This window comes from Pseudoalteromonas sp. RB2-MNA-CIBAN-0110 (assembly GCF_040309305.1).
In the GTDB taxonomy this organism is placed as follows: domain Bacteria; phylum Pseudomonadota; class Gammaproteobacteria; order Enterobacterales; family Alteromonadaceae; genus Pseudoalteromonas; species Pseudoalteromonas arctica.
In genome coordinates, this window is record NZ_JBEOOQ010000062.1 from 1 (window position 1) to 13,719 (window position 13,719).

At 36.2% G+C, this 13,719-nt stretch carries 10 protein-coding genes; 4 read left to right on the forward strand and 6 right to left on the reverse strand.

Annotated features, from left to right (window positions below; translation table 11 throughout):
* Window positions 1–42: 42 nt before the first annotated feature.
* Window positions 43–684, reverse strand: a complete 642-nt coding sequence (locus AAEY68_RS19995) for a hypothetical protein (RefSeq protein ID WP_350586741.1) — start codon at window positions 682–684, stop codon at window positions 43–45.
* A 343-nt stretch (window positions 685–1,027) separates the two neighbouring features.
* On the opposite strand from AAEY68_RS19995, the gene AAEY68_RS20000 reads away from it, so the two are divergent.
* On the forward strand, window positions 1,028–1,153 hold the full coding sequence (locus AAEY68_RS20000) for a hypothetical protein (RefSeq protein ID WP_350586742.1): 126 nt from the start codon (window positions 1,028–1,030) through the stop codon (window positions 1,151–1,153).
* Window positions 1,154–1,202: 49 nt separating this feature from the next.
* On the opposite strand, the gene mobF is transcribed toward AAEY68_RS20000, so the two are convergent.
* The 5 genes from mobF to AAEY68_RS20025 all read right to left on the reverse strand — a co-directional run bounded on the left by mobF (window position 1,203) and on the right by AAEY68_RS20025 (window position 6,599).
* Window positions 1,203–3,806 carry a MobF family relaxase gene (mobF, locus tag AAEY68_RS20005; protein ID WP_350586743.1) on the reverse strand — a complete coding sequence of 868 codons (2,604 nt, stop codon included), beginning with the start codon at window positions 3,804–3,806 and terminating at the stop codon, window positions 1,203–1,205.
* A complete protein-coding gene (locus AAEY68_RS20010; protein ID WP_350586744.1) occupies window positions 3,742–5,469 on the reverse strand; it encodes a type IV secretion system DNA-binding domain-containing protein in 1,728 nt (575 codons plus the stop codon). The genes mobF and AAEY68_RS20010 overlap by 65 nt, the downstream gene beginning before the upstream one ends.
* Window positions 5,469–5,750, reverse strand: coding sequence for a hypothetical protein (locus tag AAEY68_RS20015; protein WP_350586745.1), 282 nt, complete (start codon window positions 5,748–5,750; stop codon window positions 5,469–5,471). Before AAEY68_RS20015 ends, AAEY68_RS20010 begins: the two co-directional genes overlap by 1 nt.
* A gap of 77 nt (window positions 5,751–5,827) precedes the next feature.
* Window positions 5,828–6,391, reverse strand: coding sequence for a hypothetical protein (locus AAEY68_RS20020; RefSeq protein ID WP_350586746.1), 564 nt, complete (start codon window positions 6,389–6,391; stop codon window positions 5,828–5,830).
* A gap of 1 nt (window position 6,392) precedes the next feature.
* Window positions 6,393–6,599 (reverse strand): helix-turn-helix transcriptional regulator, encoded by a 207-nt coding sequence (locus AAEY68_RS20025; RefSeq protein WP_350586747.1) that lies wholly within the window; start codon window positions 6,597–6,599, stop codon window positions 6,393–6,395.
* Window positions 6,600–6,746: 147 nt separating this feature from the next.
* On the opposite strand from AAEY68_RS20025, the gene AAEY68_RS20030 reads away from it, so the two are divergent.
* From AAEY68_RS20030 to AAEY68_RS20040, 3 genes are all read left to right on the forward strand, one after another.
* A complete protein-coding gene (locus AAEY68_RS20030; RefSeq protein ID WP_350586748.1) occupies window positions 6,747–7,412 on the forward strand; it encodes an RNA polymerase sigma factor in 666 nt (221 codons plus the stop codon).
* A 143-nt stretch (window positions 7,413–7,555) separates the two neighbouring features.
* Window positions 7,556–7,957, forward strand: a complete 402-nt coding sequence (locus AAEY68_RS20035; RefSeq protein WP_350586749.1) for a hypothetical protein — start codon at window positions 7,556–7,558, stop codon at window positions 7,955–7,957.
* A 730-nt stretch (window positions 7,958–8,687) separates the two neighbouring features.
* Window positions 8,688–13,658 (forward strand): RHS repeat domain-containing protein, encoded by a 4,971-nt coding sequence (locus AAEY68_RS20040; RefSeq protein WP_350586750.1) that lies wholly within the window; start codon window positions 8,688–8,690, stop codon window positions 13,656–13,658.
* Window positions 13,659–13,719 lie beyond the last annotated feature (61 nt).

Genomic DNA, 13,719 nt, shown 5'->3' on the forward strand with positions numbered 1-13,719 from the left:
CCGGTTTAGCGCCAAATGAATCTGAGGTTAGATATCAAGATTCTAAAACTGTGGCCAAATTTTATTGACCACTACAACCCTAGCGTCTGAAGAATCAAACCCCAGACCAAATGATTTTAAAAATATTTGATCTTCTTCTCGCAGTATTGGATTACCTTCATCATCATATTTACTTGATATTTGGCCACTAAAATCATTAAACTCAAAAGCAAATCTTGGTTCATTCGAGTAACGTTCTAGGATGTCTGTTTCAAAAAATCTAAAACTCATTTGAGGTTCAGATAGTGCTAACTGAACACTATATTTTGCGTAGCCATAATCATCAATATCTCGATTTTCTTTTGCATATTCTGGAGTTGGATATAAGCATATAGGATATTCGGTTTGCTCTACTGACAGTTCGAAGTTACCAAATGATTGCTTCTCTACTTTGATTGATTTTGCGTGCTCTAGTATATCTAATTGAGATTGAACTGGGTGGTGATTGAAACCGATAATGTGTGGATTTGTACTAGATTGAATTGAAACAACTCCAGTTTTCACAAGCTCTTTTATGAGGTCAATTGACTCTTCATAATCTAAGTTCAAGTCTTGTGAGACCTGTCGTAATGCAATTCCATTATAATCTGAGGAATCACAGAAAAAAGAAAAGACTAGTTTTTCAATATTTTTTAATTCACTCAAACTTGAATCCATCCACGTACTCTAGAGAAATTTAACAGCTTATTGAACACCATTTTGGTGGTTTATAACACATCAAAACGGCGTATATCACATACCGTGATAATTTCACCAATAATTACCTTTGTAAACAAGTAGTTAAAAAAGCTAGGAATTAAGCATGTTATTTTACCCCAAAACGGTATTTAATAATGTTATCGGACAAAATTAGGCTCCTACTCAAAGAAGTAGGAATAAGTTTAACTTTTTCAGTGTCCGGTTATCGCTCATATCGGTCTGTTAGATAAAATCTAAACCTATTCGTCAGAACTGTAAGATCAGATATGAGCAACTACATGTAAGGGAAATGGCAAAAATACAGTCTTTTCCTGATGACTTTGTTTTTCGTTCTAAAGTAACAACAGGAGGCAAATGCGTAAATTTGAAGTACCACAATATACCCAGGTTGGTAATGCAGTACCTCCTCTTTTAGGAGTTTAGCTTGGTGAGTACCTCGCAAAACTTTTAAGCTAAAATAGCTCCTAAGTGAGTTCAAACTTAATACTTTTGCAATTATCTACTCCAACTTCATTTAAATACTCAAGGGCCATTTTTTTGTGCCTATTAGTACTCATGCAACGTTGGAGGGTAGTTAGTTGTGTTTCAAGATCTGATTTTACCCCTAGATCCTTTAGCCCACTTTGCATATCTAGTTCTCCACTATTAACAAACCAATGACAGTTATCTTTATGGCGTGAACCAGCGACATAGGTTGCAGCTCGATCCATTCCTGTATTATAAAGAATGAATGTGTCTCCATCGACTGTAGCGCCTTGTGCGCTATACACTGTACTTGCATAAGCCTGTACTAGATGTAAACGCTCGTCGCTGTCAGAATAATCAGATTGATTGAAACTGACAACTCGGCCATTATCTAACTTAATAGTAAAGCGCACATCATCACTTAACTGTTTAACCTTTGTTATAGTGCCTTTTTCACCATTAGTGAAATCTCGCTTATAATCGTTCTTAGTAAAACGAACTCTTTCGCCCGCTGAAAATGAAAAGCATAAGCTTTGGTTAGAAACCACGCAATTAATCATGATGTCCTCATTCCCGAGTTTATTCTGAGCTTTAAACTCTTTACGCACTAAATCATTCAAAGGCTTAACATCACGCCAGCGCTGAGCAAGTAACATAGTCTCTTTATGCGGATTTTCTTTTGAGTACTTAGCCCAACAATGTACTAATTTTTCACGAGCAGATTGATTATCCTTTTCTATGTGCAACAGGTCCTTTTGAATAAAAGCTCTTAATGCTGGTTTAATATCTCCGCTTCTCAGGTCATTAACTGCTTTACGAGCCCACTCTTCACGTTGACGGCGTATCGTGTTTATACCTGCAAACCCCTGCCGTTGAGATAGGTAGCGTAACGTGCCGCCGTGAGTAATGGCATCTAATTGCTGTTGTTCACCAACTAAAACAAGCTTTGAGCCACAACTCTGTACTTTTTCCATTAATCTTAGTAATTCAGGTGTCGGTAATTGGCCTGCTTCATCTAATAAAATTACTGAGTTTTCAATTTTAGATTTGCGCTTTTCTAATGCCTGTAATAAATTTGCCAACGTTGTACTACGAATACCTGTATCCGCCTCAAGCTGCTGTGCTGCCTGTCTAGCTATTGTTGCGCCATAAACGTTAAAGCCTTTAGCTTCATAGGCTATTCTCATTGCTTGCATAGAGGTAGATTTACCAGCTCCTGCTTTACCCTGAATTATATCTAACCCTGATTGGCATACTGAAAAGACAGCTTCAATTTGTTCATCAGAAAGAGGGAATTCTTTTTTTTGCTCAAGTTCTTTTATTGCTTTAAAAATGTCTTTTTCATCTAACTGGAAGCTATAGTCCTTATTTAATAACTCAGCATTGCGTATAAGTTTATTTTCAATGTTTAGCATTTCTTGAGTTGTATACATCTGATTATTATTGATATCTATGCCTAATTTAACAATCAATTTACTGTCTAAAACTTCTCTTACGGTATCTTCTATATTAAGAAGCTCTGCCTTTTGGAACTGAGCTTCTCTAGCAGTGCAAGCATAGATATCTTGTAAACGAAATACAGCTTGCTCTTGGGTTAGATCATTTAATATTTTAGATAATGGCAATGGCTCAATAGAGTGATTCATATTGAGTTGTTTTAGTTTACTTAGTTTATTGATATCAAAATCTAAGTTATCCATTTCAGTTTGCCACTTAGAAAAGAGCTGGGGCCTATCAACTGCTTTTTTATATGCTCGGGAGTTAAGAGTTATTGCATCTCCAATTTTTGATGATGCGTTACTAACTCCTAATTCTTTCATTTTAAGTCGTATAGCTTCGGCTCTTTTAGAGAAAAAATTACACACGTGGTTAGGAATACCTTTAACTTCAAAGTGCTGGTAATTATCATTTCTTTCAATATCAAAGCCTAGATCACATAAAGCATTTGCTAATTGTGAACGATAAATAGCCCCAGCTGCTTTTTGCCAAAGAAAAAGTTGTTTTGATTCTAATGTTCCCCAGGTGCCGTCTGTTCTTGGAGCAATGTTAGCTATTAAGCAATGGGTATGTAATTGAGGATCTTGAGCTCTAGAAGTTGAGTGCTCAAAAGTTGCAGCAATTAAACCAGCTACACGCTCATGAGTTTTGCCACCTTTGCCTCGCCTAGTGATAGCAGAATGCTCCTCTATGAAAGATAAAGCTTGCTCTGTCGCATTTTGTTGGGCTTTTTGGATTTGACCACGTAGCTCTTTATCTGCACGTGCCCATAAAATTGATACTGATTTTGGGGCTGAGAAGGTTAAATCCCATCCTGGACGATGGCTTTCACCTGCATTTTTACATAAAGCGGTTCCATCTAATGAAAATCCATTGAATATCCGTCGATAGTCTCGACTATTAATATGGCTAGTAAGCTTTAAAGCATGCCTTCCTGAACCAATCCACTTACCTAGGGGTTCACCACCTTTAGTGTAATAGTCTTCTTTTGCAAGCTCTTCATAGTAAGCAATACTGTTGATTACATTCATCGACATCATTTTATTTCTCCCAATTAGTAAACTTGCTTTTGATAGATAGTTTTTCCGATGAATTATTATTTTCACCTTTTAACCATTCAGCAGGGACTTGTTCATTGGTGACATTTTTTTGTTTTAGATATGGCCAACAGAGCTTATATACGGCTTTATAACCAGGTATTAGGATAAAGCCATATACCCCTTTCTTGCTTGGCTGAGGGAGTTGGGAAAGCTCTGATGTAGCTACAACAGGTATAACTTCCCTGTGCCAATTTTGAGTTGTACCTTCTTTTATACCCGCACTAGAAGTCGGTTTTTCAACTTCTCGTTCACCAAAAAATTTAGATACATAGGAAGCTGTTTCACCCGCTGCACCGACTCGCATGCTTACCAGTAATGTGAACATGCTTAATAACGTATTGGCTAGAGGTTTACCATATATATGCTCAAGCTGAGAGATCGATTGAGTACCAGCTACAATACGACAGCCTTTAGATCGTCCCAAGCTCATCCATTCAAGGAGCGATGGATTCTTTGGTAAATTTCCAATTTCATCAAGGAATAGCCATAATTCACGTGTTGTACTGTTTGTCTGTGCAAGAATATTACTCGTCATTAATGAGATAAAAGCGTTTGCTATAGGGGCGGCAATATCTTTATAAAGCTTATTTGCTTGTATTATAATTACTGGTTTATTGCTGTTTGTATCGTTTACCCAGCTGTTAATGCTAAAGCCATTTGCATATGCTCTAGGCCAAGCGACAGCAAGCGTATGAACCCAATTAATAGATGTGTTTAGCTGAGCAAAATAAGATTCAGTTGTTTTACTGTCTTTCGCAATAAACTCCGCAGCTTGAGGGTAGTGCTTTAATAGTAATTCTTTTAAATTAGAGCGGTCTTCAGTAAGTATCTTTGCAAGTTCACCCCAACCCCAATACTTTTCTGTTTTGTTAAGAGTTACCATCATCCCTACAAAAATTACTCTAGCGCCAGTTGACCAGATAGGCTCTTCAGTTTCATTTATTAATCGCTCTGCGATTAGCTCAGCTTTAGTATTAGAGCTAGCATCAGCTTGAATATTCCATGAAGTACCACGTTCATCCCATGGAGCTATTAGTATTGTTGAGCTTGCATTGTAAAATAGAGCTGTAAACTCGCGTTTTTCATCGTATATAAAGGCTCTTTCCCCCCGGTCAATTATTTGTTGAATAATAGGTGTGATAAAGACGGTTTTACCAGAGCCCTGACTACCGACAACGAATATATTACCAGACTCCCTCTTTTTCTTTATTTGTAGGTTGGGGTGAAGCTTTATCCCTAATTCGCCTTTTTCGCGCTTTGCTGCTCTTTTTGCTCGAGCTAATGCCGTTCGGCCATGAAATAGATAAGGGCCCGAAACATGAAAATAGCGGTCTAGCCCTCCTGAAACATAGATAAGGCTTGCCAATTTATACGCAGGAAATAATGCTATCGTAGCGCTTAAAAATGTATATGTAATAAATGACCACTTATAGTTATGGCTTACTATGAATGCCCAATAGGCCTTCCATAAATCAAAAGTGCTTTTGAATAGAATCTCTTTTAAGATATTAAACCAATAACTGACATGATTTGAAAAGTCGCCCCAGGGCGTTAACCATCCCCAAGTCATGTACAGTATTAACCCAAAAGAGAGTAACCATGTAATAACGCTAATGGTAAGAATGAGCCCCCAATATTGCCTTTTAAATGAAGCAGGTAAATTAGACATTATAATTTGACTCCTTTATCGATAAGGCTTTCTAAAGCCTTTCTTCTCTGGGCACTATTAAGATCGAGAAGAGAGCATAACAATTCAAAATGGAAGGCACGTTGTCGCTGTTCCATCCTTAAAAGTTGCTGCTGATAATGTTGGTACCGGTGATAGCTTTGCCATGAACTGCGAATAACGCTAGCAAGAGAGCAGGCTCTTTTTTCAGCTTCTTCTTCTAGTTTGGAATAGTCTTCGAGTGAAAACCTTGTCGTAATAGCTTTATCAAAAATCTTATTCATAACGTAATCCTTGAAATCATATTTAAAAACAGTTGTTTATCTGCATATTTGAGGTGTGGGCGGTGCTCTGTATGGAATCAGCTGCAACCTAGTAGATGCTTGAGCTTGTAAGATGTTTGAGTTCGAAAGCGAACCCACCAAAGGTGAGTGGGGTTTGAGGCTCCATTTCTAGTATTTTGTGCAGGGTCATCTAATACAATTTTGAGTGCATTACCTTTATTCAATTTTATCAGCCTGTTTTTTTCCTCAGTGCTCAGCTCATCTATATAGAGAGCACAGACGGCAAGCATATCTTCATAATTAAATGGCTGAGGGTAGTCATTTCCGTTTATCAATAACATAGTTGTTGATTTAGCTTCATCGAGATCAAATGATGAGCTGTCGTACTGCTTCAGCCAAATAGAAGCTTCCGATATGAATAACTCAATATCATTGTCGGTATATTGTTTATTTAAATGGCATTTCAAACATGCAATAGAACTTAAAGTAGAAGCTTTGTTTACACCCATCTTTATGTGTTGCTCTAGCAGCAAGTCATTGATCGCAGCATTAAACGAATCAAAATGAATATTATTATTTGAAATAATGGAATTGAGTAATTCCATTATTTTTAAGTCAGCAGTAAAGGTTATTAATTTCATATTATTTACCTTGATTGTTAGTTAAGAGCTTGTTTATTTCTATTGAATTCCAAAATACAGAACGACCTATCTTGATTGGCTTCGGAAGTAGCCCCTTTTGCTGCCATCGAGTTAATGTGGCACGACTAATACTTAAAATTTTTATCAAGTCTGACGCTCTTAACATTTTTGGCATCGGCGTGTTTTCTGACGTTTTAATTTTTTTCATAAATTCACCCTATTCATTGGGAGGGAAAATCCCCTACAAATACCAATGTCTGAAATGCACTGGAAAAAAGGCAAAAATAATTAAATTAGTTTTTGTAAAGTTTAAAAATAGGTACTAAGGTGATGTGATAAATAGCGGGGATTGATTATGCAAACTGATGAACGGGCTTTAGTCGAGCAATTTATCAATGGCGATGAAAAAGCATTTAAAAAAATAGTAGAGAACTATGAAGGTTTGATTCGTAAAATTTATTTCTCTACTATGGAAAATAATAGTTATGGTATGCATGAAAAAATGAGTTTAGGTTATGTAAGCTTATATGAAGATGTAAAAGTAGAGGTATGGCATGGTTTAAGTGTAGCGCTCAAAAATGATTTTATTTTCGAACATAATGAATCACTTAAGCGCTTAATTAAGGTAATAACTGAAAGGCGAGTTCAGGACTTGATAGATAAAAGTTATCGTCACCGAAAAGCTACCTATATTGAAAAGCTTGATGATAATGGCAAAAATATAAAACACTATAATTCATTCGAAAGTATTGATAACCCGAATGTAGATACTAAAGTTACTCTCCTACCAGTAGCAGACAAAGAAGATGAATCTAGATTTGACAATATTTTCAACGAGCTATCTGTCGCTTTGTCTGAAAGAGAAAGAAAAATATGCTCATTAGCATCAGGTAATCTTTTAAACGAAAACCCTGCAAATTTACAGGTAATTGCTGAGCAGCTAGGTGTTTCCTTATCTACAGTAAAAAATGATATTAAGAGAATAAAGGTTGTGTATAAAGAGTATATTTCTTCTTATTAACTTGTCTTTTATTTCAATTTAAAAATTACTATTTAGATGTAACAGAATAGCTGCGAGTAATAGTAATCTGAACTCAATTATATCTAGTTTGAAACATATGAAGTGTTCAATAAATTAATTTAAATGAGAATTAGAGGTTTACCATGGTTGAAGTATGTCCTAAATGTGGTGCTAAGTTTTCAGTCACCGAAGACGGTAGTGGGGGGATCTGTGGAGCTTGCCTAGAGCCGATTAACTGCCCCTTTTGCCACGAAACAGTTAGACAAGAGCGTACAACTGGAACTTTTAATGAAGAGCTCATAGAGGCTCCTGAAAGCCCTCTTTCTCAATACTTAGGTATCTCTGATGTTGAGTGGGAAGAAATGGGGCCTGAGCTTAACGCAAACACAGGAAATAGTGATCAGATGACTTATTGCTACTGGTTTATAGTACCAGAGGGCACATCAGAAGAAATTTTAGATAAAACAGGTTGGGAAGTAGGGCAAATGATCGATAATGTTCCAGTCGAACTTGTGGAGAGTGACGGGTGTAATGATGAATACTAATATATCTTGATTAGCACAAGGTACATTATTCGGACATTGAGGATATCTCACATATATCCAATGGAATCAGGATGCGTTCTATGCAACAATATTCTTCGAATAAGGGCAATTTATAATTTCGAACTGAGTTACGTAAAGCATTACTAGAAGAAGTAAAACTAGCGAAACCCTACTTACGAAAACTACATATTAAAATATGGGAAAAGCTCAAATATAAAGCTTTTTCAGTTGATTGCCTCCAACCAGAGTATTTCAATTAAATTTAGCCACTAATTACTAGAGCTGCTACCTATTATGATCAGCAATAATACTTAATTAATTTGAAGGATTAAATCTAACTGCGTCAAAATTTCTTATTTAGAACAATTAAACAACGAAATTTTAGCCTTGTTATCGATAAGTTTTTCTTACCCCAAAATAGACTGCTTAATTGAGCGAATAGGTATTAAAGTTAATAAATACTGGACGTTTACGTAATAAAATCATTACATCATAAATTTGTTAATTATCCTGAATATAACATGGCTCTGAATGCACATTTTTACTTAATCTTAACACAATATAAATGAGGAATTTAAGTTTCTAATATCGGGATTTACAAGAGGATAAACTTTCGTTAACCTATCCATTTTAAAGACAGTAATATTTTATCATGAATTTTAAATTCTTATTAAAACCTCTGTTGATCCCAATTTTAATATGTCACTCAACTTTTAGTTTAGGGGCGGACTTGGGTTCAGGAGAATCTGCTCAACCTGAAATTAAGAACTACGGATATAACTATTTAGAAGAGAATACAGTTTCTCAAAATGTTTCCACATATACAACTGACTTACTTGGAGATAAGATAGATCCCGGTACGGGAACTATTGCTATCGAGCAGGTAGACATAGATATCCTCGGTAATTTTAATATTCCAGTGCGCATAAAACGTAAATTATCAGGCCCAGATGGGTGGTACCGAGAAACAAGGGATTTCGAGAATTGGAGTTTAGATATTCCCCATGTTCGCTCTACCTATTTAACTAACGATGAAGGTAACTTTTTTAGCTCCTATTGGCCTAATGGAAATGCATGTAGTGCTCGTTTAAACTCAAACCCGACGTTTAGTAAATCTGGTGTGGGGGGGGTAACTTACTATGGTCATTCAGCTAGTTATTGGAATGGTGATACTATTTATATACCTGAAAAGGGAAGTGCTAAATTAACAGAAAAAGAAAATGATGATACCTTTACCCGTTACAATAATAGGAATTGGAAAGTAGATTGTATTAGTACTGATAATGGGTATGAAGGTTTCAAAGTTACTACAGGCGATGGAACTGAGTATTATTTTAAACAGCAAAAAGTTCTTGAAGGCATCAAGCCTTTCAATTTGTCTCCAGCAGCAAATACACAAGTGTGTGATGGTGTATACGTTTTATGTCCTCCTCTAACTATTTCTCTTCCAGAGGATTCACCCGTTCAATACCCACAATATTTTATTTTCATGCTTGCAACAGAGGTCAAAGATCGTTTCGGTAATTGGGTTAAATACAACTATGAAAATGATGGTAGCTTAACGTCTATAACTTCTAGTGATGGCAGAGAAATAAACATATCTTATACCAATAACCGAATTTCGAGTATTTCTGCAGACGGTGAAACATGGCTCTACACCTATAATAATGCATCAGGAGGTATAATTGCTACACTGGAAAAAGTAACTAGGCCAGACAACCTATTTTGGTTATTTGAATATGATGAGGACTCATACAATAGCCTTTGGCGTTATATGAATATCGCTCATCATAGCCAGCTAAATACAGGGGGTAATGATCAGTGTGTAGCAAATGGTATTGAAGTTGAATTTTTATCTATTACTCATCCTGAGGGGGCTACTGGTAGCTTTAAATTACGCGAGCGTTGCTTAAATAAATCTAATGTGTCAAAAATTGTAAGACCTAACCCGAATCGTTGGCCTGGAGAGCGCTATTGGATTCCGTTAGGCTCAAATCTCTGGACGCTTGACAGTAAAAATTTATCTGTTCCTGGTGGAGAGGACTATCTATGGGAATATAATTACACTTCTAGAGTTGGTCAATACAGAGGTGATGAATTTTCTTCTGCTAATCGTTTTAGCTTTGATGTGGATGGCGTTGAAACCGGTAATATGAACTATACAGAAATAGTCAACCCAGATAATTCTAAGCTCCGTTACTATTACAGTCGAAAAGTAGGTAATGGATCAAATAATTTACTTTTTAAAGAGGTTTATGACGTTGATGGTGCTTTGTTGCAACGCGATGAAATGCATTATGAAGATGGTATTTATCACGGTACTTCTAAACAGTATACGCATATCAGTGCTTCGCCAAATGATTGGACTTTAGATGATGTCACAGTTGACCATTCATCGTCTCAGCAGCAAAATTTGACAGAAACAAAGACGACATTATTTTCGGGCAACACAGCAAGTACTTATACTACTCAATATGATGATTTTAATATTTATGATACCGCTAAATTAACTACTGAATTCAATTCTTTTTCAGCTAAAAGAAAAGAAGTACGGAAGTCATATGATCATGATTTAACGCAATGGATTATAAACCAGCCAACAACAATCGAAGTGAAAAATGACGATGGTGTATGGGAAGTTATCCATGAACAAACCTATTATAATAAAACGCATTCTAACTATCCTTTTTACCCATACGCTAAGAAGTCATTCGGGGACTGGGTTATAAAAAATACTGCTTTTACAAATGAAGGAAATGTTTCGAACGTTAATTTCAATACAAAATTGAGTGATAATACAACTTATCGTTATCAAAGGTTTTCAGATTACCACCGAGGTCAACCTCAAAGTATTTCAACATCAAACCGTTATAATGTAGCTGGCACTGAAATAATAACTCGTGTTATTGATAATAATGGCCATGTTATTAAAACGACAGACTCTAATGGAAACGTAATCAGTTATGGGTATGATGATTTAGGGCGTCTTGCTTACATTGACCTCGCTGACAGCCAATTAGCTGATACATTATTTACGTGGTCATTTACAAGTGGTGTAAGTAGTAATCAACCTATGAGAACGATCAAACGTTGTGTACTAAATGCGGCTAAAACAACCTGTAGTAAAGATCATGTATCAACTGAAACAACAGTATATGATGGTTTATTTCGTCCTCTGTTGATAACAATTAAAGATGAAGTAAGTAAAGCAACGACGTATCAAAATAATCAATTTGATCTTTATGGTAAACCAATTTTTCAATCTTTCCCGTCTACAAGTAGCGCGGAGACAGATGGTTTGACTACAGTTTATGATGCGTTACAGCGTGTAAAATTAAAATCTTTAACAGGCAACGGTATTACCTCAACAGAGTACCTTTCAAATAATAATATCAAAGTAACTGATGCTGAAGGAAATGAAACTACTACAACTTATTTAGCATATGGCTCTCCAAGTTATAATAAACCTAAACTTATAAATTCACCTGAAAATTTACAAACCACTTTTGTTTATAATGCATTTGATAAAATAACCAGTATTACTCAGTCTGGAGGTGGTATATCGCATACTGAATATCGTGCCTATGATGCTGCACAAAAACTTTGTAAGGTTTCTCGTGATGATGTAGGCGTTGCTGCTTATAGCTTCAGCATAGTAGGAGAGCTTCAATGGAAAGCAGAAGGTATTTCTAGTAGTGGTAATCATACTTGTATTAATAACGTACCAAGTAGCCAAAAAGTTGATTATGTATATGATAACTTAGGATCGTTGTGGGAAGTCAATTATGGTGATACCCAAACGCCGGATGTGGTATATACCCGTGATGGTAATAGTAATATTATACAATTGGATAGTGGTTCGGTGTCACAAAGCTATATTTACAATAGCTTAAATAAGCCTACATCAGAAACATTATCGGTTGACGATAAGAATTATCAATTCAGTTATGGCTATGATGTTATTGGGGCTACAAAAAGCATTGTCTACCCAACAAGTGATGTTGGCACGCTTTCTTATACCAATAATGGCTTAGGGCAGACAACTAACATCACTTCATCGTATGAAATATTAGCGAATGATGCACGCTACCACGCTAATGGTATGTTAAAAAGTTTAGTGGCTGGTAATGGTATCACATATTCAATGACACTAAATTCAAGTCAACTTCCTGAGTCTTTGTCTAGTTATAATAGTTCCCAAAATGTGGTTAACCTTATTTATGACTACGATGATAATCAAAATATTACAATGATCACAGATACTGTGGCGACACAAAACTCACTATCTAATTTGAGTTATGATGGGTTGGACCGTCTAATAGCTACTTCAGGGAGCATATCAGGTCTTGGTAGCAGTACTATTCAGTATGATGCTTTAGGTAATATAGAGTTTTATGAAAATAATAATAGCGTAGCACCTTTCTCACTAACTTACGATTACACGTCAAACCGCTTAACAAACATAACAGGTCTAGGGAGCACAGATTATAACTTCAGCTTAAATGGTAGTTATGATGCGAGAGGGAATATAATTAATAACGGTAAGCACCAGTTTACTTATAATTTGGCGAATCAAATGGTCGGAGCTGATGGGTTTAACTATGTTTACGATGGTTTTAATCGACGAGTTAAAAAAGATATAAACGGTGAGGTGACTTACAGTGTATATAATTATAAAGGTCAGCTTTTATATCAAGAGAATACTTCAACTGGGAAAAAAACATCACATATATATTTAGGGTCAAAATTAATAGCTAAAGTTGATAATGATATAGCAAGGCCAACTTTAACTGCGGCTACTACAAGTAGTAATGGGACCATATCTCTGACATGGAATGCTGTTAGTGGTACGACTAATTATGAGTTGGAGGTAAAAAATAGTAATGGTAATTGGAACGCCATTTATTCAGGCTCAGCAACTTCCTACGCAGTAACTGGTTACTCTAATGGTGACTATGAGTTCCGATTACGTGCATGTATGGGTTCAAATTGTAGTGGTTACTCTAATGCTAAGGTCACAGTCCTTAATTCACCCTCGAAACCAAGTTCAATAATTGCTCCAAGTGAAAATACGAATGGTAGTTATACAGTGAGCTGGTCAAATATGCCTACAGCAACGTATTATCGCCTGCGTGAACGTAAGAATGGAGGTGATTGGGTAACTCTAAGCTATCCAAATGGAGTAAGTCAGTTTATTTCTGGTAAGTCTAATGGCGATTATGAATACTCGGTCAAAGCATGTAACTCTTCAGGATGTAGTGATTATAGTTATTCACCTAAAACAATTGTACTTCTTCCTCCTGCTATTCCTACTTCAGTTACTACACCGAGTAGTGATGCAGATGGTAGTTATACCGTGAGTTGGTCAAGTGTTTCAACAGTTACATATTATCGCTTACGTGAACGCAAGAATGGAGCTGATTGGGTAACTCTGGGTTATCCAAATGGAGTTAACCAAAATATTTCTGGCAAGTCTAATGGTGATTATGAATATTCAGTGAAAGCATGTAACTCTTCTGGCTGTAGCGACTATAAATACTCATCCAAAACGGTTGTATTATTACCACCTTTAGCTCCAAGCTTAGTTAGTGTGCCTTCTGTGGCTACAAGTGGGAGTTTCACTATCAGTTGGGCTTCATCTTCTACAGCTACTAAATATACTCTAGAGGAAAGTGTAAATGGAGGTGAAGTGGTCAAGTAAAATTGGCCACAGTTTTGTAGCTTAATTTGTATCTTCGCTCTGATTCATTTGGGCTTATTCC